This window comes from Roseburia sp. CLA-AA-H209 (genome assembly GCF_020687575.1).
GTDB lineage: Bacteria > Bacillota > Clostridia > Lachnospirales > Lachnospiraceae > Roseburia_C > Roseburia_C amylophila.
This window is the reverse complement of sequence record NZ_JAJEQU010000007.1, coordinates 123,376-143,660: the sequence shown is the minus strand read 5'-3', so window position 1 is coordinate 143,660 and position 20,285 is coordinate 123,376. Positions and strand designations below refer to the sequence as shown.

The window sequence follows — 20,285 nt, the reverse complement described above, 5'->3', positions numbered from 1 at the left end:
TTATTTTTCCTCCTTTCCCTCTTCTAATCCCAATTCCTTTGCGGATAACTGTGACTGTGCAATCTGCTGATATACTTCACAATCCCGTAATAATTCTTCATGAGTACCTTTTCCGACAATCTTACCTTCATCCAATACAAGAATCTGGTCGGCATGTAAAATGGTACTGATTCGCTGTGCCACGATAATTACACTGCTTTCTTTTGTTTTTGACTCCAATGCTTTACGCAGTGCCGCATCGGTCTTCATATCAAGTGCAGAGAAACTGTCATCAAAGATATAAACATTCGGATTCTTTGCGATTGCTCTGGCGATGGATAATCTCTGTTTCTGTCCACCGGAAACATTCGTTCCACCCTGTGCAATCCCGCTGTCATATTTTTCCGGCTTTTCATTAATAAATTCTGTTGCCTGTGCAATCTCTGCAGCCTCTGTCATTTCTGCTTCCGTAGCTTCCGGTCTGCCAAATTTCAGATTGGATGCAATGGTTCCTGAAAACAGAATTCCCTTCTGTGGTACGAATCCGATTTCATCTCTTAATTCAGCTAAGCTTAAATTCCGGATATCCACACCATCTAAGGTAATCTTACCGGCTGTTACATCATAGAATCTCGGAATCAGATTAACCAGCGTTGACTTTCCACAGCCGGTACTTCCGATAATTGCTGTTGTCTTTCCCGGTTCTGCTGTAAAATCAATATCTTCCAGTACATCTTCATCCGCACCCGGATAACGGAAGTTTACATGATGGAATTCCACTTTTCCGGTATGTTTTTCAATTGTTTCTTTTTCTGCCTTTTCTATAATAGAAGAATTTGTAGTAATAACTTCATCAATCCGGTCTGCTGCAACACCGGCACGCGGCAGCATAATAGACATCATGGTAAGCATCAGGAATGCCATAACAATCTGCATAGTATAAGTAATAAATGCAGTCATTGCTCCTACCTGAAGCTGTCCGGCATCAATACGATGTGCCGATACCCAGACAATCAGTATGGTTACTCCATACATAATAAACATCATGCCCGGCATCATAAAAGTCATGACACGGTTGGTAAATAACTGTGTTCTGGTAAGATTCCGGTTTGCTTCATCAAACCGCTCTTCTTCCTTTTTTTCTCTTCCAAAAGCGCGGATTACGGAAAGTCCCGTAAGAATCTCTCTGGATACTAAGTTCAAGGCATCCACTAACTTCTGCATTATTTTGAACTTCGGAAGTGTAATGGACATCAACACCATAACCAGTCCGGAAATTACCAGTACTGCCATTACGATAATCCATTCCATATGTGCTCCGGTCTTTAATACTTTATAAATTCCACCAATTCCGATGATTGGTGCATATAAAAGCATTCGAAGCATAATTGCTGTTACAAACTGAATCTGCTGAATATCATTGGTGCTTCTTGTAATTAAGGAAGCGGTAGAGAATTTATCCATCTCAGTATTGGAAAAGCCTACTACCTTACCAAAGATTTTCTCTCTTAAGTCTCTTCCGACTCCTGCGCCGACTCTGGATGCAAGATATCCGACTACCACTGCAACTGCCAGCATGAGTAATGACATAGCTGCCATCTTTCCACCCTCTGACCAGAGATAATTCTTCTGGATATGCTCCACATCAAGTCCTGCCTTTTCGTCACAGGATGTTGCATATGCTGTTCCCATGGCATGTAAGGTACTGCTTCCCACAGAATCTATCATATTTTCCATATATTCTCTGGACTGTGCTATACCATCCTGCGTCATTGCACCGCTTGCAATCAGCTGCTTCATCATCGGACGCATATCCACATAAGTTACCATTTCGCCATCATCATTTTCCGCTTCATATGTGGTCAGTTCCATCTGCATCATCTGTCCGATTTCTTCAATGGACATCTCATCTAAGCTTTCTTTGGTAATCTGGTTCTGCGGATTCTGCTCCAATGCTTCCGCAATCGTATTCTTAAAATCCGTTTCACTCATATTTGCCATACGGTAAGTCAGTACGATTGGTGTCAGTAGTTCATCATCCAATGTTTCTAATGTCTCTTTATCCGCAGTACATACATAAGTATCGTCTTTTTTTTCATAGACCGCTTCAAAAGTATCCTTTTCACCATCTGTCATAAAAAGTTCTGCCAGCTGATATTCTTCCTCCGGCATCTTTTCCGGCAAAATATGTTTGATTCCCTTATTCTGGATTCCTACATCAATGATATCGGATGTATATTGTGGCAACGACAAATCGCAATAAGCCTGTACTCCAAGGAGGAGAAATATTACCACGATGATATGCCAGTACGGGAGCATATTTTTAAATAGTTTCCGCATCTTTCCTGTTCCTTCCTTTTCTATATTATTTATAAAATATTTCTATTTTAATTGCTATTTCAACTGTCTTCTCTTTTCAATCTCAAGCTCTGCTATCTGCTCTAATTTATTCAGATAGCCAATCAGCCGGTTCATATCTTCTTCTCCCATTTTCTCCGTAACCGACTTTAATAATTCACTCAAAATCCGGTTGCATTCATTTAAAACCTCTTTTCCTTCCTCAGTTACTCTCACATAAACATTCCGCCGGTCACCCTCACACACCATACGTTCGACATAATTTTTCTCTTCCAGGGAACGAAGTGTCCGGGACACCGCCGGTGCTGCCACACGCATATAACGTACCACTTCCGATACCGTAACCTTTGCATCTATCGATTTGCTATCCGGCTCTTTGGCATCTGTCTCTTTGGTAGCCATCTCTTTTTCTTTGCGGCAATGCTCGATGGTCTTTAAGGTTCCCATTTCCACGGATGAGACCCCCGGCAGAATTGATGAGATTTTCAAACGATGAAAACGATTAAATATGGAAAATATTTCATTTCCACAACCCTGCATCATTTTCACCTCCATTTCTTTACATTTTATATTTTCTATTTATTTAACATTGTTAACTATTAACATGTGAAAACAATAATAGCACCATGATTAAGATAGGTCAATTAAAAAAGTATAAAATTATTATTAAATCATATCATTGACAGTTAAAAACGAATCTTATAATATAAAAAAAGCAAGTTTTTTTTACTAAAGGAGACTAAAAATATGAGTTTTAATTTTTTAAACCAATTACCAAGTCCGGAAGAAATCAAAAAAGAGTATCCGCTTCCGGAGAAACTGGCACAGATAAAAAAAGAACGGGATGCTGCAATTCGTAAAGTCTTAACCGGCGAAGATAACCGTTTCTTAGTTATCATCGGACCTTGTTCCGCTGACAGCGAAGAACCTGTCTGCGACTACGTCAGCCGCCTGACCAAAATTGCAGAAGATGTCAAAGACCGTCTGATTATTATCCCTCGTGTCTACACCAATAAGCCAAGAACAACCGGCGAAGGCTATAAAGGTATTGCTACCCAGCCTGACCCTGAGAAAGCTCCTGATATGGTTGCCGGACTGATTGCAATGCGTAAGCTGCACATCCGTACCATTGAAGAAAGTGGTCTGACCCCTGCCGACGAAATGCTTTATCCGGAAAACTGGAGTTACATTGACGACCTGCTCTCCTACGTTGCTATCGGTGCACGTTCTGTAGAAGACCAGCAGCATCGTCTTGTAGTCAGTGGGTTTGATGTTGCATCCGGAATGAAGAACCCGACCAGTGGTGACTTCTCCGTTATGCTCAATTCCGTATATGCTGCCCAGCATCCACATCATTTCGTATATCGCGGATATGAAGTAGAGACTCCTGGTAACGACTTAACTCACGTTGTTCTCCGTGGTGCTGTAAGCAAACATGGTAATAGCACACAGAACTACCACTACGAAGATATTATGCGTCTGATTGAAATGTATAATGAACGTGACCTTAAGAATCCAGCTGCTATCGTAGATGCAAACCACTCTAACTCCAATAAAAAGTACTTCGAGCAGATCCGTATCGTCAAAGAAGTGATGCATAACCGCCAACTCTCCCCTGAAATTCATAAGATGATTAAGGGTGTTATGATTGAAAGCTACATTGAACCGGGCAATCAGAAAATCGGCGAACACATCTATGGTAAATCCATTACTGACCCATGCTTAGGCTGGGAAGATTCCGCTCGTCTTATCTATGACATTGCAGAAATGAATAAATAATAATTTCATCTACAGGAGCGTTTTTTACTTTACAGGAAAGCAATTTCCTGTAAAGTAAAAAAAGGGGGCAGCCATTTTTTTAAGAAATGACTACTCCCTTTTTTCTATTTATGCAAGTAGTAAGAAACTCGCAAAGCGTGTTTCCCGTAGTTTCTTCTTTATCCTCTGGGATGTGCCTTGGCATATACTTCACGGATTCTGCTCTGTTTCATCTGTGCATAGATTTGCGTGGTAGAAATATCTGCATGTCCTAACATTTCCTGAACCGCTTTCAAATCTGCCCCATTGCTTACCAGATGAGCTGCAAAAGAATGACGCAGCATATGCGGTGTTATCTCTGTCTCAATTCCGGCTTTCTTTCCATAGGCTTTAATTAATTTCCAGAAACCCTGACGGCTCATTTCTTTGCCGGAACAGTTGGTGAAAAGATATTCACTGCCCTCTTCACTGACAAGATATGATCTTCCCTCTTCCAGATAATGCTGCAGAGCCTCTTTTGCTGCTTCTCCAAAAGGAATAATTCTTTCTTTATGAGCATCTCTGCAGGTAACATATTCCAGTTTCAAATTAATATCACTTAACTTCAAAGAAATCAATTCAGAGACACGGATTCCCGTCGCATAAAGCAATTCTAACATCGCATGGTCCCTTAATTCCTTCGGTGTATTTCCGTTTGGCTGGTCTAAAAGCCGGCTGGTTTCTTCCATAGAAAGAATAACCGGAGCTTTCTTCTCTAACTTGGGTGCCTTTAATCCATCCGTCACATTTTGGTTTACATAATTCTGTACCACAAGATACTGAAAAAAGGCTTTCATGGATGCAAGTCCTCTGGAAATCGTTGCCGGTTTCTTTCCTTCCTGCTCCTGCTTTTCCATATATATTTTTAAGTGTTCCTGTCTGACATCCTCAACAGAAAGCACACCTTCAGAATACAAAAATTCCTTCATTTTGCGCAAATCCGTCTCATAAGAAACCGCTGTATTTTTCGATATTTTCTTTACTTCCTGAAGGTACTTCATAAAAGCATCTATTTCCTGTGTCATAACTGTAACCACCTAACTCTTTTTCTCTCATGCCCTTCTATTCTTTTCCAAAAGGCAGGTACAATCCCTATTATAATGATTCTAATTTGGAAAAGCAATTCATATTTTGTCTGTTTTTTGCTGATTTACATAAATCTACCACATGTATCTTATTTCTATTTTTCTACCCACAATATGTTGTAAAAATTTCGTAAAATTTTTTATATTTTTTTCAACACGAAGTGCACCATACCTGGATTCAGATATGCCTCTGTTAAAAATCCGATAAAGAACAATAATAATATAATCCCCCACAAAAGAATCCATTCCCCAAGCTTTCCATGTTCCTTTCCGCACTGGTACTTTTCTTCTAACTTTAATAACAGCAGGTATCCGGACACATAGAAAATAAATTGTGGACATAACGCAATCATCATAAGCCAGATGGCACCTGCGCCAATATTGCTGATTGCCATCACGCACAGAAAGCCAAAAGAAAAGCCGCTCCATATCAGAAATATACTATTCACAACCCGGTACCACGGTGTCATTCCAAAAAAAATTAATGCAAGGACAACCGGTGCTCTTGCGGATAGTACATAAATAAAATAATCATGTTTTTCTATCGTAATATATTTTAACTGCTGTATGAAATAATCATTTAATATGCCATATTGCTGCAGACGGCTTCTTCCATACAGATTGGCAGCTATAATGCCAATCACAAAACAGCCTAAAAATAACACCTCTAACAGATGAAGATGCTTTTCTCTTCTTATCCCCGATACTCTTTCCATGTATTCACTTGTCTTAATTTTCTTATTTCATATTATTCCGGTAACGGTAACAATATGCCAAGATACCAGCTACGGTTTTACTGTCCTGGATTACTCCGGCATAAATTTTTTCTAATAATTCTTCCGGTTCATATGCCCTTACTTCAATAAATTCTTCCGGATCAAGATGCTGTTTGCCCGGTTTTAAATCCGTTGCCAGATATACATCAATAAACTCATTACAGAAAGCTACGGTCGTCTTTAAAGAAAGCATCTTTTCGATATGACCACACTGAAAGCCTGTTTCTTCCTCTAATTCCCGCATGGCACTTATTTTCGTATCCTCTGTCAGGGAATCCCTGCATCCTGCCGGCAGTTCAATAGTATAACGGTCTAATGCATTCCGATACTGGCGTACCATTAAGATTCTGCCCTCCGGTGTAACCGGCACAACTGCCGCCGCTCCTTTTCTGTGTTCCACATAATCCCAGTATGCAATATTTCCATCCGGTGTCTCGATGGTGTCTGAATAAACATCCACGATTGCGCCCTGATATTTTAACTCCCTGTTAACTCTTCTGATTCTTTTTTCTTCCTGATGATTCTGTCCCATTGTATTCTCCTTTTTTCTTACAGATTTTTCCTCATTACTTGTTTTTCTTGCAAAAAAATAAGTGTCCAAAAAGCTTTCACTCTTCGGACACTTATTTCCTGCTTATTTTGCGTAATCAACTACACGTGATTCACGAATTACGTTTACCTTAATCTGACCTGGATATTCTAATTCAGATTCAATCTGCTTTGAAATATCACGGGCAAGCAATACCATTTCAGCATCACTTATCTGTTCAGGAACTACCATTACACGAATCTCTCTACCCGCCTGAATTGCAAAAGATTTATCTACACCTTTAAATTCATTTGTAATATCTTCTAACTGCTTTAATCTGTTGGAATATGTTTCCATTGTCTCGCGTCTTGCACCTGGTCTTGCTGCGCTAATTGTATCGGCTGCCTGTACCAGACAAGCAATCAATGACTCTGGCTCTACATCGCCATGGTGTGCCTCTACCGCATTGATAATAAGCGGAGATTCTTTGTATTTTCTACATAAATCCACACCAATCTGAATATGTGAGCCTTCTACTTCGTGGTCTACTGATTTACCAATATCATGCAGGAGTCCTGCACGTTTTGCCAATCTTACGTCTACACCAACTTCAGCCGCAAGTAAGCCACAAAGCTGTGCTACTTCTATAGAATGCTTTAATGCATTCTGACCATAACTGGTTCTGAATTTCATTCGGCCTAATAATTTCACAAGTTCCGGATGAATGCCATGTACACCTACTTCTAAAGTGGCAGCTTCACCCTCTTCACGAATCATGGTTTCAACTTCTTTTTGCGCTTTCTCTACCATTTCTTCAATTCTAGCCGGATGAATTCGTCCGTCTACAATCAATTTCTCTAATGCAATACGAGCAACTTCTCTTCGTATTGGATCAAATCCGGAAAGGATAACTGCTTCCGGTGTATCATCGATAATTAAATCTACACCAGTCAGTGTTTCTAACGTACGGATATTTCTTCCTTCACGTCCGATAATTCTTCCCTTCATCTCATCATTCGGAAGCTGTACTACAGAGATGGTTGTCTCTGACACATGGTCTGCAGCACATTTCTGAATTGCAGTAACCACATATTCTTTTGCTTTCTTTCCAGCTTCTTCTTTTGCCTGATGCTCCATCTCTTTGATTAATTTTGCAGTATCAAGCTTTACATCTTCTTCAACAGTTTTTAATAGATATTCTTTTGCCTGGTCGGAGGTAAGTCCTGAGATTCTTTCTAGTTCCCGTACACGCTCTTCATGAAGCTTTGTAATTTCAGCTTTCTGTTTGTTCAGCTCTTCTTCTTTTGCTGCAAAACCTGCTTCGCGCTTCTCAATGGTTTCCAGTTTCTTATCCAGATTGGATTCCTTCTGTTCCACTCTGCGCTCGTTTCTCTGAATTTCGTTTCTTCTTTCCTTGATTTCCTTGTCCAATTCGTTCTTCGTACGAATCGACTCTTCTTTAATCTCAAGCAAAGATTCTCTCTTCTTCGTCTCAGCGGTCTTCACAGCTTCATCTATTATCTCACGTGCTTTATCTTCTGCACTGCCAATCTTTGAAGCAGTCTGCTTTTTCTGGTATGCATTTGCAACAAACCAGGTGATAGCACATGTGACAATAAATGTAATTACAACAGCTATAATTACTGCCTGCACAGGAGCACCTCCTTTATTCAATTTTCATTGTTCATATAACATAAATATTCATTCATCTGTCATAAATAACAATAAATAAATTTTATACTTTTTCTAATATTATGTCAAGTAGTCCGGACATTTCATTACACGTAAAATGTCTTCACTTTTATATCCTCTCCGCATCAGATATCCATACTGTTTCTGCATTTCCTTTGTATCCGGCTGCTCCGGATTATAATGTCTCTTTTTTAATATTTCAGCAATTTTTTCTGTATCATTATTTTCATAGATTTCTTCTAAGGCCTGCTCTGTAATTTCTTTGGGAACTCCCTTCTGCATCAGTTCCTGCTGTAGCCGGCGGCGGCTCTTACTGCCCTGTCGGTAACTGATATAATTTCTTGCATAGCGCATGTCATCAATATAATGATATTTCTTCACATACTCTATGGCATCAAGAATCAGTTCTTCCGGATATTCACTCTCAGCCAGTTTCCGGTAAAGCCCCTGTTCTGTCCGGTCCATCTTCTCTAAAAGTGCAAGTGCCCGTTTTTTCACCCGCTTACCTACTACTTCATAAAAGAGTTCCTGATACAGTGCCTCGTCTACGGTCTGCCCTTCCTGTAATCTGTAGCGGTGCACCTCACCTTTATATAATACAAGGTGTGTACCATCATCCATACACACCTTATATTTGTTTTTCTTATATTCTGTTATCCCTGAAACAATTCTGTCCATTACTCTGCATCAAGAACTTCCGGTCCATTTGCAGCTGGAGTCTCTGTTTCTTCTTCACTCTTATCCACTGCATAATGAGCTCTTACTTTTTCTTCGATTTCCTGGCAGACCTGTGGATTCTCTTTCAGATAAGTCTTGGCATTTTCACGACCCTGGCCAATCTTATCTCCATTATATGCATACCATGCACCGGACTTATTTACAATACCAAGTTCAGAAGCCAGATCAAGGATATCTCCTTCTTTTGAAATTCCTTCTCCGAACATAATATCAAATTCAGCCTCTTTAAATGGCGGTGCCACTTTATTCTTCACTACTTTAATACGGGTACGGTTACCGACAATTTCTCCACCCTGTTTTAAGGATTCAATTCGACGTACATCAAGACGTACGGAAGAATAGAATTTCAATGCACGGCCACCGGTTGTTGTCTCCGGATTACCAAACATAACTCCAACCTTTTCACGCAACTGGTTAATAAAGATTACAATACAGTTGGAACGGTTGATTGCTGCAGTCAGCTTACGAAGTGCCTGTGACATTAGTCTTGCCTGTAAGCCCACATGGGAATCTCCCATATCACCATCAATCTCTGCCTTTGGCACCAGTGCTGCAACAGAGTCTACGATTACAATATCTACTGCACCGGATCTGACCATAGTCTCTGTAATCTCAAGTGCCTGTTCTCCGTTATCCGGTTGTGAAATATAAAGATTATCAATATCTACTCCGATATTCTTCGCATATGCCGGGTCTAATGCATGCTCAGCATCAATAAATCCGGCAATTCCTCCACGCTTCTGTACCTCAGCGACTGCATGCAGGGCAACTGTCGTCTTACCACTGGACTCCGGTCCATATATCTCAATAATTCTTCCCTTAGGAAGTCCGCCTAATCCCAAAGCAATATCAAGACTTAATGCTCCTGTCGGAACAGTCTCCACATTCATCCGGTTGCTCTCATCCCCCAGTTTCATAACAGAACCTTTTCCGTACTGCTTCTCAATCTGGGATATAGCAGCATCCAGTGCCTTTAATTTATCTTCTTTACTGCTGTCTCTTCTCGTATCTTTTACATCTCTCGCCATGTCAATTCTCCTTCATGCGAACTTATGTTCGTTTTCTGATATTATAGTAGTATACTTTCTTCCAAATGTCAACTGCATTTTTAGAAAATATTTTTTTCTGTCCCTATACATTCTGTAAAGTGGGTATACCCGGCAGAATAGCCAAATATTTTATAGACTGTAAATATTCTCATGTAAAGAAAAAAGACTTCTTTCTGAAGTCTCTCATGGAAAGGTATCCTTATCTTAACATAATAAGATTCCGGTTACAAATTAATTTTCTATAAACAATGGAAACCTCTGGCAATCGTTCCATCTTTTTAATCATGATATTCATCCATACCAAGAATCAGGAAAATCTGTTCTAAGTACTTCTCACCAGACCGTTCTCCATAAATGATATGATTGATATACTGCGGACTGCACCCAACCGATGTTGCAAGTTCTTCCTGACTCATCTCAAGTTCTACCAGCCTGCGCTTTATTTCTTTCCCCATTGGAGTAATCTGCCGTTTTGTCTTTGCCATAAAAGTCTCCCCTTTTCTTCTTTATCATTTGTGTTTATATAAAAAATGATGTATAATATGAAAATAATTTCACAAATTACATTATAATTCATAAATATGAATTTGTCAATTCATATTTGCGTATTTTATTTTTTATTTTCTATACAATATTATTTAATACCTGATAAAGGAGTACACTATGACAATCAGCCAACGTATCTTTGCATTATTACGGGAAAAGAAGCTTTCACAAAAAGAATTATCGGAATACACCGGAATCTCTCCCGCTGCTATCAGCAGCTGGAAATCCAAGGGTACAAATCCTTCTTCTGATAAAATTGTAAAAATAAGTGAATTTTTAGATGTTGATGTATACTATCTTCTGACCGGTGAATACCAGCCGGCTTCCAACCTTCAGATTGCAGAAGATTCAGAATATCATGCTTTCCCATCCGACCCGGATGAACATTTACTGCTCCAGCTTTTCCATAAACTTTCCCCGATGGACAAAGGACGCATCATCGGTCAGTTAGAACAGAAACTTGCTGAAAAATAACTTCTATATTTTTTTATATGCAATGATATATTTTTATAGCAATATGAATCAGGCATTTATTACGCATCTATAAAAATTGTATAATAAAATCCGGACAGTATATTAAGATATACCATCCGGATTTTCTTATCAGCTACAATCATAAAGCTAAAAGCCTTAATACTTCGTCTTTATCCTGCACACCGATGCTCTTTCCCTCAAAAACACCTTTTTTCATTACAACCAGGGTCGGAATGCTCATAATCTGATATTTTAAAGCCAGTGCTGCTTCTTCATCCACATTCACTTTTCCAACCTTTACCTGTCCCTCTAATTCATCCGCCAGTTCTTCTACAACCGGAGACATCATTTTACACGGACCGCACCAGTCTGCCCAGAAATCCAAAAGTACCGGTTTATCTGACTTTAATACTTCTTCTTCAAAATTGTCATTTGTAATCTTTACTACCATTTCGTTATCCTCCTTTACTTTTATAGAAAAACTTCTATTTTTTCTTTTTTAAGTATGTCTCTTCTTAATTTTGTTTATACCCGCTTAATTTTTACCGAATTCCGATAATACCAGACCATCATTCCGGTCAAGAGTCATGCCGACACTCCATGCATTGACAAATAACAGCAATGGATTGCCCTTAAGGTCACGGATTTTCTTCATATCGGAAGTTCCGGTAAGCTTGTCCATATCAATATCTTTATTTTCAATCCAGCGGATATGCTCATATGGAAGCTTCTCCAAGCGGATTTCCACATTGTATTCATTTTCCAGACGGTATTTTAATACATCAAACTGCAGTACACCTACTACGCCTACGATAATCTCTTCCATACCACCCTGATATTCCTGGAAAATCTGGATTGCACCCTCCTGTGCGATCTGCATGACACCTTTGACGAACTGTTTTCTCTTCATGGTATCTACCTGACGTACCCTTGCAAAATGCTCCGGTGCAAAAGTCGGTATTCCTTCGAATTCGAAGTTGTCTTTCGCAGTGGTTAAAGTATCACCGATTGAAAAGATACCCGGGTCAAAGACTCCGATAATATCTCCGGCATATGCTTCTTCTATAATCTTTCTCTCCTGTGCCATCAACTGCTGCGGCTGGGAAAGACGGATTGCTTTTCCACCCTGGATATGTTTTACTTCCATGCCGGCTTCAAACTTTCCGGAACAGATTCGCATAAATGCAATACGGTCACGATGATTCTTATTCATATTTGCCTGGATTTTAAAGACAAAAGCAGAGAAATCGGAACCAAACGGATCAATCAGCCCCTTGTCCGAATTTCTCGGAAGCGGTGATGTAGTCATGGAAAGGAAATGCTTTAAGAAAGTTTCTACCCCAAAGTTCGTTAAAGCAGAACCAAAGAATACCGGTGACAGTTCTCCCCTGGACACAAGATCCATATCGAATTCTGCACTTGCACCATCTAACAATTCAATTTCTTCATCCAATTTATCCCAGTATTCCTGCCCGATTTCTGTTGTCAATGCCGGATCATTAATATCAAAATCTTTTTCTTCACCTTCCTTGGTTCCCTTCAAGGTATCAGAGAACAGCATGACTTTTTTCGTATTCCGGTCATAAACTCCCTTAAAATTCTTTCCGGAGCCAATCGGCCAGTTAACCGGACAGGTAGCAATGCCAAGTTCTTTTTCGATTTCATCTAATAAATCAAAGGTATCATTAGCATCACGATCCATTTTATTGATAAATGTAAAAATCGGAATGTGACGCATTACACAGACTTTAAACAGTTTTCTGGTCTGTGCCTCTACACCTTTTGAACCATCGATTACCATAACTGCAGAATCAGCAGCCATCAGGGTACGATAGGTATCTTCCGAGAAGTCCTGATGTCCCGGTGTATCCAGAATATTGATGCAATATCCACCATAATTAAACTGCAATACAGAAGAAGTAACGGAAATACCTCTCTCCTTCTCTATTTCCATCCAGTCGGAAACTGCATGTCTTGCAGTTGCTTTTCCTTTTACAGAACCTGCCAGGTTAATAGCTCCTCCATACAGAAGAAATTTCTCTGTCAGGGTTGTCTTACCGGCATCCGGATGGGAAATAATTGCAAATGTTCTTCGTTTCTCTATCTCTTTTCTAAAATCAGCCAAAATGGGACCTCCTATAATTCCAGCGGCTCACCCGCACATTTTTGCTTTATGTCGAAGTAAGATAATATGGTTGCGGCAATGTCTGCAAAGCTGCCTCTTGTGCCATAGTTCTTACCCGGAGTAATATGTGCTCCATACATAAGAAGTGGTGTATACTCTCTGGAATGGTCAGTAGAAGGTGTACTCGGATCACATCCGTGGTCGGCTGTAATCATTAAAATATCATCCTCCCGTAACTTTGCCAAAAGCTCCGGCAGCCGCTCATCAAAGTGTGTCAGTGCTTTTGCATAACCATCTACATCATTCCTATGTCCATACAACATATCATAGTCTACCAAATTTGTAAAACATAATCCAGTAAAATCTTTGTCCATATAGGCTAATGTTTTGTCAATTCCATCATCATTTCCGTTTGTTCGTACAAAATCTGTAATTCCGCGTTCTGCAAAAATATCTATGATTTTTCCAACAGACAGCACTGTTTTCCCACTTTCCATCAGCTGATCTAACATGGTAACTGCCGGCGGTTCTAAGGAAAAGTCATGTCTTCCTGCAGTACGGGTAAAATTCCCCGGTTCTCCGATAAACGGTCTTGCGATGACTCTTCCCACTCCGTTTTTCCCAGTCAGCATATTTCTTGCAATCTGGCAATCCCGGTACAGTTCTTCAATCGGCACTACCTCTTCATGGGCTGCCACCTGGAAAACAGAATCTGCTGATGTGTATACAATCAGTTTTCCAGTTTCCATATGCTCTTTTCCATAATCCCGGATAACATCCGTGCCGGAATATGGACGGTTGCAAAGTACCCCTCGTCCGGTTTTCTGCTCAAATTCTTCTATGATTTCCTGTGGAAATCCATTTGGAAATGTTGGCAGTGGATGACTGGATATCACGCCTGCAATCTCCCAGTGTCCGATGGTGGTATCTTTTCCTTTGGACACCTCTGTCAGTCTGGCAAATGCACCTTTCGGATTTGCTTCTTTTCCTCCAATGTGGACTCCGTCAATATTAAAATAGCCCAGTGAGCGCATATTTGGCATGGAAAAATATGGACTTCGTGAAGCTGCAAGTAAGGTATTGCTTCCTTCATCATGATACTCTGCCGCATCCGGCATTTCTCCGATTCCAACGCTGTCTAATACAATTAAAAATACTCTCTTCATAGGTATTCCCTCTCTTCTCATGGTTCTGTCGTTTCTTTTTCTTATGCTATTATTATACTAATTTCAGCCCCGTTTTCAAGTATCTAAGGGCGGGGCTGCTTCCCTTAATTTGTCTGTTCTGTTGTGTCTGAATTTTCGGTGGTTTCTGTTGCCGGATTCTCCTGTGCAGTATTTTTCTGAATTGGTGTGATAATGATATTTTCTGCCTCAATGCCGGCTTTTCTCTTTACAATATCCTCTATTTGGGCACGTTTGGCATCTGTTACTTCTCCCATATCAAGTACCACATCCGCTGTATTATCAGTAATGCTGACAACTACATCCGTAAATCCTTTTGCCTCTAACAACATCTCGGCTGCATTTTCCCGTTCTGCAATATCCGTCATTGCCACCATCTGATTTAAGGCATCCTGCTTTGCAGCTTCATCTATATTTGTATTATTGATAATTTCCAGCAAAGTCTCTTTGTTTTTAGAACGTACCTGTTCCCGGCCCAGTTTCATTTCTGACGCATAATCCATGCTGCTGCTTGCCATGACGGCTTCGCCCGGGTTCTCAAGGCTCTCTTCAACCACACCGTCTGCCGCTGATACAGCTTCACTACTGTTATCTTCCGTATCGGTAAAAATATCTGCTTCCGCTAAGTCATCCTCTGCCGATATCTCATAAGATAAATCTGCCGTATCCGCAGAAGCCTCCATTGCCACTTTTTCATCTTTGCCATTCTTGTCGGTAAAACTTAAGTAACCAGCCACTGCTATCATCAATGCCAATGCGGTTATAATGAGTTGATTTTTCTTAAATACTTTCTTCATTTACTGTCCTCCAGTCCGCTCATTTTTACTATTTTTATTCTATGTGCTTCTACCTGAAATAATGCCAAAACCGCCTCGGAAATATTCTGTTTCACCTTCTGGTTATCACCACCGGATGCCACAATTAAAATTCCCTCCACTTTGGGAAGAAGCTCCTTAGAAACAAAGGGTGTATTTCCGGCATCTGCTTCCTCATATACCGTACTTTCCTGTAGCTGCTGTTCCTTTGTGCTTCTTACTCCACCAGTGCTGTCACTTTCCTCTAAAGAATTTTCAGAAGTATTTTTATCCTTTTCCACCACCTGCGTCCCACTGTCCTGATAAGTAATCATCACCTTTACATCTCCGGCTCCGTCGATTTTTTCTAAAATATCTTCTAATTTCCGCTCTATTTCATCCTTAGATGCCTCCATGGTATTATTTTCCTTTGAAATATTTTCTTTTGATTTCTCTGCCTGTTTTTTTTCTTTTGTATCTGTGGGCAATGCGATAATCAGAATCAATATGCCTGCCAGGACTAAAATCAGCCAATCTGACCGTTTTAGTTTCTTTTCTTTTATCTTTTGCATAAAATCCTGCATTTTCATCGTCTCACCTCTTCTATCTGAATCTGCGTCTTATCAACCAGATAATTTTCACATACAAATTTTTCTAATTCTGCATACTCCTGACTTGTATGCTCCTTTTTCTCCTCTGTTTCTTTTATCTCAATTGCCGGTATCTCAATATCCGAAACATGGACGGAACTATTTTTTTCAATGTTATCCCCAGACTTTTCCATACCGATTGTAATATGTTCTATTTCATAAACCTCATTTAACGTTACCTTACTGTATGCCACCGCATAGCCCTTTTGTCTTAACGTATCCTCTACCTGTCCACTGCAGGCTTCTTCATATTGCAAACGATAATCTGCAGTCTCTGCACTGCTTATGGCATTTATATTTTGTACATTTTCAAGTTCCTGAAAGAACTGTGCCTGTTCCATATTCTGTATCAGCGTATCCTCATCAATTAACCTAGAAGCAATGGGTGCCATTACCGCCAGCAGAATCAGAATCCTAAGAAAGAAATGCACATATTTTTCATAAGTTTTATTCTGTACCAGATACAGCATCACATGTCCAATCAGAAAAAGGATCAGAATTCCCTTCATCCAGTTTAAAATTGCATCCATTTTATATTGCTCCCGCTTCCCCTTCTTATTTCTCTTCTTTCCTTCATCCCATAAGGAATCCGGATACCGCAGTAATCATGGCAATCGTCACAAGAAAAAGAACCAGCGAAGTAAGTAAAATCCTTGTAAGCAGCCGGCAGCCCAGACAAATGCCGTTCATGCTTCCTGCGATCCTCTTATCCGATACCGGTTCGGTTACTGCCGCTGTCACTTTATACATAAGACTCAGCAAAAACATTTTGCATAGTGGAAACATCACCAGCAAAAGTAAAATCAATACCCCGGCTGTTCCGACACTGTTCTTAATGACCATACCTGCTCCAAGCATCAGTTCACTGACTGCTCCTGTAATGTTTCCCATTCCCGGTATCATTCCAAGTGTCTTTGTAACGGTACTCATTTTCAAGCGGTCAATGGCCGGAACCACCATGGTCTGTACCACATTCAGACCAATGGTTGCTGCAATCGCACATTTTAAGCACCAGCGGATTATTTCTTCCATCAGTTCACACATTCTGCTAAAACGTTCCCCTTCTATCATATAATTCATAAATTCCATCATAATAAAAAGTTTCGTCATTGGCACCAGACAGGCAAGCATTCCCCACTGAACAATATAAACCACGATAAAAGCAATCTGGTAAAATCCTGCCGCTGTAAAATTTGCCATGGAAAATGCCAGAGACATGCCAAATACTGGAATCAGCATATTCATAAAATCTACAATCTGATTCATTGCCGTTACCACAATATCACTCATCATCTGATAGGACTGCAGCAGCAGGACTGTCATCTCCATATAAATCAGGAAAAAGCAGACCTCCGATATATAAGTATTATGAAAAATATCAGAGAAATTTTTAAGAAATGCACAACTGATTGCCAACAAAAGAACGGTTACCAGTATTGCCTTATTATCCTGCAATTCTCCCCACAGAATCCTTCCCACTGCCTGCGTCAGCTTTTGCCCGTCACAGGAAAAGTTTCCGGTTGCCAGCTCTTTAATCAGTTCATAGAAACTAATCTCTTCTGTAGCATCCTGTTCCTTTAAATACTGCTCAATCTCTGATAAATCCAGCTGTTCCATAAAATCATCCGTATAATCCTTATCCGTCCCTGTCCTGCTGTTATCTGATGCTGCTGATACGGAAGATGCCTGTACAAGTCCTCCTGGCATGAGCCAGAACATGAAAAATATAATGAAACATCCTGCCATTCTTACAGGCATCTTAAACGCATTTTTTAATGGTTGTTTCTTCATAAAAAAGCCCCTAACGTTTCAATAAATCCCATCAGCACCGGCATACTGATTAAAAGAATCGACAGCTTGGCAAAGATTTCAATTTGTCCGGCAATCGCCTGATACCCGGATTCTCTGCAGATATCTGTTGCAAATTCTGCTACATAAGTAATTCCAATCATTTTTAAAATCATGGCAAGATACCTTCCATCTACAGGAATCAGCTCCACCACACTATTGATGTAAGACAATACAAGCTCCAATTTTCCTATCAGAAAGATAAAGATGCAAATACATGCCACAATGCTGATTAAAATGCTGTATTCGCTTTTGTAATTTTTGATAAAAAGAGCAAGGAAAACCGCAGTGATTCCCAGTAATCCAACCTGAATAATATCCATATTTCTCCTCTACAACGAAAATAGTGACTTCATCGTTTCAAACAAATCATATATGTATGGAACAATCCAGAACAGCACAATCAAAAGTCCTGCCAGACTGGTTAAAAATGCATGTTCTTCCCGCCCACTGTGCTTTAGCACCTGGCTGATTACCGTCACCAAAATACCGACTGCCGCAATTTTAAATATCAGGTTTACGCTCATCTTCTCCTCCATTAAACCAGAATCAGCACCAGAAATATTCCTGCGGTAGCACACAGGTACATGCTGACTTTTATCCTCTCTCGCATCTCTGTCTGTTCCCTTTGAATCAAAATATTGATTCTCTCTATCAGTAGCTCTGCCTCTTTTTCAAACATTCCTCCGCTTCCCTGTTCCAAAAGCCTTCCGCACTCCAAAAACAGCTGTCCTTCCTCTTTCGTAAATATTTTCCGGTTCTCCCATGACTTCCATGCCTCCTTCCAGCAGCTTTTCGGGCTGCAATTTTCATACTGCATCAGTTCCTTATGAACCTGCATAAAAAAGGACTGAAAGACTTCCGGTGCATGATGCCCCAATTCTGCAATAATATCCGGCAGCGGCTTCTTTAAGCTTTGCATATCTCCCTGTATTTTGAGCATACATTCCCGCCAGTCTAAAAGCCCTTCATAATGACGCTTTATCTGCCGCATTCTGTCATACCCAATTCCAACTGTTCCAAAAAGTATCAGTACTGCTCCTATCAATCGGACCATATTTTTTCCCATGCCCCATCATAAATCATAAAATGTCTTCTTCCCTCATCATCCTTTTTTAAGATGACATACCGCTCAAAAATCTTTTGTTCTACCCATTTTTGAAGCTGTTCCTTTTGTTGTAACTCCAACATATCAGCCGCGTGAATGGTTCCAAGAATACTGCAGCCACAATGCATTACTTCATCCACCGCCTGAAAATCTTCCATGGAACCAAGTTCATCCACTGCAATTACATCCGGCGACATGGAACGAAGAAGCATCCTCATTCCAACCGCCTTTTTACACCGGTCTATCACATCTGTACGTATGCCAAGATTATTCTGCGGAATTCCACGGCAGCAGGCTGCTATCTCAGAACGTTCATCTACCACCCCTACTTTAAAGTGTATTCTGCTTGTCTCATCTCCGGAAATCAGGCGAATACAGTCCCGGAGCAGGGTAGTCTTTCCAATCCCAACGGAAGATACGAAAAGCGTATTTCTCACTCTCTGTTCCGTTCGGATAAAGGGCAGAATTTCCTTTGCACATCCAATCTTCTGATGTGCAATTCTTATGTTCAATGATCCGACATAAACAAGCTGTTCCACCTTTTCTCCCTCCATCCGAATCTGTCCGGTTACTCCTACCCGGTGTCCACCTTCCAAGGTCAGGAATCCACTCTTTAACTCTTCTTCATAGGCATAAATGGAATACCTGCTTAAAAAAGTCAGCATCGCAGAAATATCACTTTCCTTTATGTAATAACTTCCTTCCGCCTCCACACTTAATCTGCCACTTAGCTTATCTAAAAAATATTCCTTTCTCCCATCCCAGAGAATCATCGGCTGGTTTATACGGATGCGTATTTCCTCTGTCTCCTTTAATTTATCTTTATTTGCAAGCAGCATTTTCCGAAGCTCTGCTGGGAAAATCTGAAGTACCTGTTCTAACATTGTTTCCGGATTTACTCCTTTCTTTCGGTCTATCAATATATTCTTTCTAGTATTCATTAACCCGGCGTCATGGTTCCTCAAAAAGGAATGCCACATAAAAGTTGTAAGCGGCACTAAGAATTTTAATTAAGATATTGTTTTTCCCGGCAACCGGCGCAAATTCACATCCATGTTCAGGTTGCGCCTCGCTGTCACATCCATGTGCCAGCGTTGCCTGGTGCCCACTGAAATTCCAAGTGCCGCTTACAGCTTTCATCAGGCATCCATACTTCGAGGAACCATGCCGCCTTTTTTCCAAATCATAGAAAAACCTTTTCCATATCTTCCAGACTTTTTCTCGCGTAACTACGAGAAACACGCGTAAAAAAGAATGCGCCCTGGCACATTCTCGCGCCTGCGGCGGTCGCTTGCGACATCTACCTTATACGCCGCAGTGCGCATCCTCGCGGAGCATTTTTTACTTTACAGGAAAGCAATTTCCTGTAAAGTAAAAAAGTCGCAAGGATTTCTCCTCACGACTAATATATGACTTGTCTTATAAAATATGCTCTAAAATTTGTTTTCCTCCTACAAAACCTGCCACCGGCAGTTTCTTACGAATGCTTGGCAACCCATAAGCTTGGCAATAGAACAGAGAATATGCCTTGGCACATTCTCGCGCCTGCGGCG

Annotated in this window: 23 protein-coding genes; 2 read left to right on the top strand and 21 right to left on the bottom strand. The window is 40.4% G+C overall.

The features are described from left to right. The gene (locus tag LKD41_RS08670) at window positions 1-2,319 is read right to left on the bottom strand and encodes an ABC transporter ATP-binding protein (RefSeq protein WP_022243241.1); all 2,319 of its coding nucleotides are present in this window, start codon (window positions 2,317-2,319) and stop codon (window positions 1-3) included. A gap of 54 nt (window positions 2,320-2,373) precedes the next feature. After that, complete coding sequence (locus LKD41_RS08665; RefSeq protein ID WP_022243242.1) at window positions 2,374-2,880, bottom strand: MarR family winged helix-turn-helix transcriptional regulator; 507 nt, start codon at window positions 2,878-2,880, stop codon at window positions 2,374-2,376. A gap of 204 nt (window positions 2,881-3,084) precedes the next feature. On the opposite strand from LKD41_RS08665, the gene LKD41_RS08660 reads away from it, so the two are divergent. Beyond that, window positions 3,085-4,116: a 3-deoxy-7-phosphoheptulonate synthase gene (locus tag LKD41_RS08660; RefSeq protein WP_022243243.1), complete on the top strand. Its 1,032-nt coding sequence runs from the start codon at window positions 3,085-3,087 to the stop codon at window positions 4,114-4,116. 158 nt (window positions 4,117-4,274) lie between these two features. Here the strand turns inward: LKD41_RS08660 and xerD are convergent, their stop codons facing one another. The 7 genes from xerD to LKD41_RS08625 all read right to left on the bottom strand — a co-directional run bounded on the left by xerD (window position 4,275) and on the right by LKD41_RS08625 (window position 10,488). Next, on the bottom strand, window positions 4,275-5,159 hold the full coding sequence (gene xerD / locus LKD41_RS08655) for a site-specific tyrosine recombinase XerD (RefSeq protein WP_227700939.1): 885 nt from the start codon (window positions 5,157-5,159) through the stop codon (window positions 4,275-4,277). Window positions 5,160-5,359: 200 nt separating this feature from the next. Beyond that, on the bottom strand, window positions 5,360-5,935 hold the full coding sequence (locus LKD41_RS08650; protein WP_227700938.1) for a stage II sporulation protein M: 576 nt from the start codon (window positions 5,933-5,935) through the stop codon (window positions 5,360-5,362). A gap of 22 nt (window positions 5,936-5,957) precedes the next feature. Beyond that, on the bottom strand, window positions 5,958-6,527 hold the full coding sequence (locus tag LKD41_RS08645) for an NUDIX hydrolase (protein ID WP_227700937.1): 570 nt from the start codon (window positions 6,525-6,527) through the stop codon (window positions 5,958-5,960). A 102-nt stretch (window positions 6,528-6,629) separates the two neighbouring features. After that, complete coding sequence (rny, locus tag LKD41_RS08640) at window positions 6,630-8,150, bottom strand: ribonuclease Y (protein WP_431978789.1); 1,521 nt, start codon at window positions 8,148-8,150, stop codon at window positions 6,630-6,632. Between the two features lie 126 nt (window positions 8,151-8,276). Continuing rightward, window positions 8,277-8,894, bottom strand: coding sequence for a regulatory protein RecX (locus tag LKD41_RS08635; protein ID WP_227700935.1), 618 nt, complete (start codon window positions 8,892-8,894; stop codon window positions 8,277-8,279). Then, window positions 8,894-9,982 carry a recombinase RecA gene (gene recA, locus LKD41_RS08630; protein ID WP_022243249.1) on the bottom strand — a complete coding sequence of 363 codons (1,089 nt, stop codon included), beginning with the start codon at window positions 9,980-9,982 and terminating at the stop codon, window positions 8,894-8,896. The genes LKD41_RS08635 and recA overlap by 1 nt, the downstream gene beginning before the upstream one ends. A 299-nt stretch (window positions 9,983-10,281) precedes the next feature. Beyond that, on the bottom strand, window positions 10,282-10,488 hold the full coding sequence (locus LKD41_RS08625) for a helix-turn-helix transcriptional regulator (RefSeq protein ID WP_022243250.1): 207 nt from the start codon (window positions 10,486-10,488) through the stop codon (window positions 10,282-10,284). A gap of 178 nt (window positions 10,489-10,666) precedes the next feature. Between LKD41_RS08625 and LKD41_RS08620 the strand changes: the two genes are divergently transcribed. Beyond that, complete coding sequence (locus LKD41_RS08620; protein ID WP_227700934.1) at window positions 10,667-11,023, top strand: helix-turn-helix domain-containing protein; 357 nt, start codon at window positions 10,667-10,669, stop codon at window positions 11,021-11,023. Between the two features lie 139 nt (window positions 11,024-11,162). Here the strand turns inward: LKD41_RS08620 and trxA are convergent, their stop codons facing one another. The 12 genes from trxA to LKD41_RS08560 all read right to left on the bottom strand — a co-directional run bounded on the left by trxA (window position 11,163) and on the right by LKD41_RS08560 (window position 19,872). Further along, entirely contained in the window at window positions 11,163-11,474 is a 312-nt protein-coding gene (gene trxA / locus LKD41_RS08615; RefSeq protein ID WP_022243252.1) for a thioredoxin, read from the bottom strand. Window positions 11,475-11,558: 84 nt separating this feature from the next. Then, window positions 11,559-13,148, bottom strand: a complete 1,590-nt coding sequence (locus LKD41_RS08610; RefSeq protein ID WP_227700933.1) for a peptide chain release factor 3 — start codon at window positions 13,146-13,148, stop codon at window positions 11,559-11,561. Between the two features lie 11 nt (window positions 13,149-13,159). Further along, entirely contained in the window at window positions 13,160-14,314 is a 1,155-nt protein-coding gene (locus LKD41_RS08605) for a phosphopentomutase (RefSeq protein ID WP_227700932.1), read from the bottom strand. 104 nt (window positions 14,315-14,418) lie between these two features. Next, a complete protein-coding gene (locus LKD41_RS08600; protein WP_022243255.1) occupies window positions 14,419-15,129 on the bottom strand; it encodes a SpoIIIAH-like family protein in 711 nt (236 codons plus the stop codon). Then, window positions 15,126-15,716, bottom strand: a complete 591-nt coding sequence (locus LKD41_RS08595) for a stage III sporulation protein AG (RefSeq protein ID WP_022243256.1) — start codon at window positions 15,714-15,716, stop codon at window positions 15,126-15,128. Before LKD41_RS08595 ends, LKD41_RS08600 begins: the two co-directional genes overlap by 4 nt. Continuing rightward, window positions 15,713-16,306: a stage III sporulation protein AF gene (locus LKD41_RS08590; RefSeq protein ID WP_227700931.1), complete on the bottom strand. Its 594-nt coding sequence runs from the start codon at window positions 16,304-16,306 to the stop codon at window positions 15,713-15,715. The genes LKD41_RS08595 and LKD41_RS08590 overlap by 4 nt, the downstream gene beginning before the upstream one ends. A 43-nt stretch (window positions 16,307-16,349) precedes the next feature. Beyond that, entirely contained in the window at window positions 16,350-17,567 is a 1,218-nt protein-coding gene (locus LKD41_RS08585; RefSeq protein WP_227700930.1) for a stage III sporulation protein AE, read from the bottom strand. Then, complete coding sequence (locus LKD41_RS08580; RefSeq protein ID WP_117947070.1) at window positions 17,564-17,947, bottom strand: SpoIIIAC/SpoIIIAD family protein; 384 nt, start codon at window positions 17,945-17,947, stop codon at window positions 17,564-17,566. Before LKD41_RS08580 ends, LKD41_RS08585 begins: the two co-directional genes overlap by 4 nt. A 9-nt stretch (window positions 17,948-17,956) precedes the next feature. Beyond that, a complete protein-coding gene (gene spoIIIAC, locus LKD41_RS08575) occupies window positions 17,957-18,151 on the bottom strand; it encodes a stage III sporulation protein AC (RefSeq protein WP_022243260.1) in 195 nt (64 codons plus the stop codon). A gap of 11 nt (window positions 18,152-18,162) precedes the next feature. Beyond that, a complete protein-coding gene (locus LKD41_RS08570; protein ID WP_227700929.1) occupies window positions 18,163-18,681 on the bottom strand; it encodes a stage III sporulation protein AB in 519 nt (172 codons plus the stop codon). Then, a complete protein-coding gene (gene spoIIIAA / locus LKD41_RS08565; RefSeq protein WP_227700928.1) occupies window positions 18,669-19,673 on the bottom strand; it encodes a stage III sporulation protein AA in 1,005 nt (334 codons plus the stop codon). Before spoIIIAA ends, LKD41_RS08570 begins: the two co-directional genes overlap by 13 nt. A 10-nt stretch (window positions 19,674-19,683) precedes the next feature. After that, window positions 19,684-19,872, bottom strand: a complete 189-nt coding sequence (locus LKD41_RS08560) for a hypothetical protein (RefSeq protein WP_227700927.1) — start codon at window positions 19,870-19,872, stop codon at window positions 19,684-19,686. Window positions 19,873-20,285: the final 413 nt, after the last annotated feature.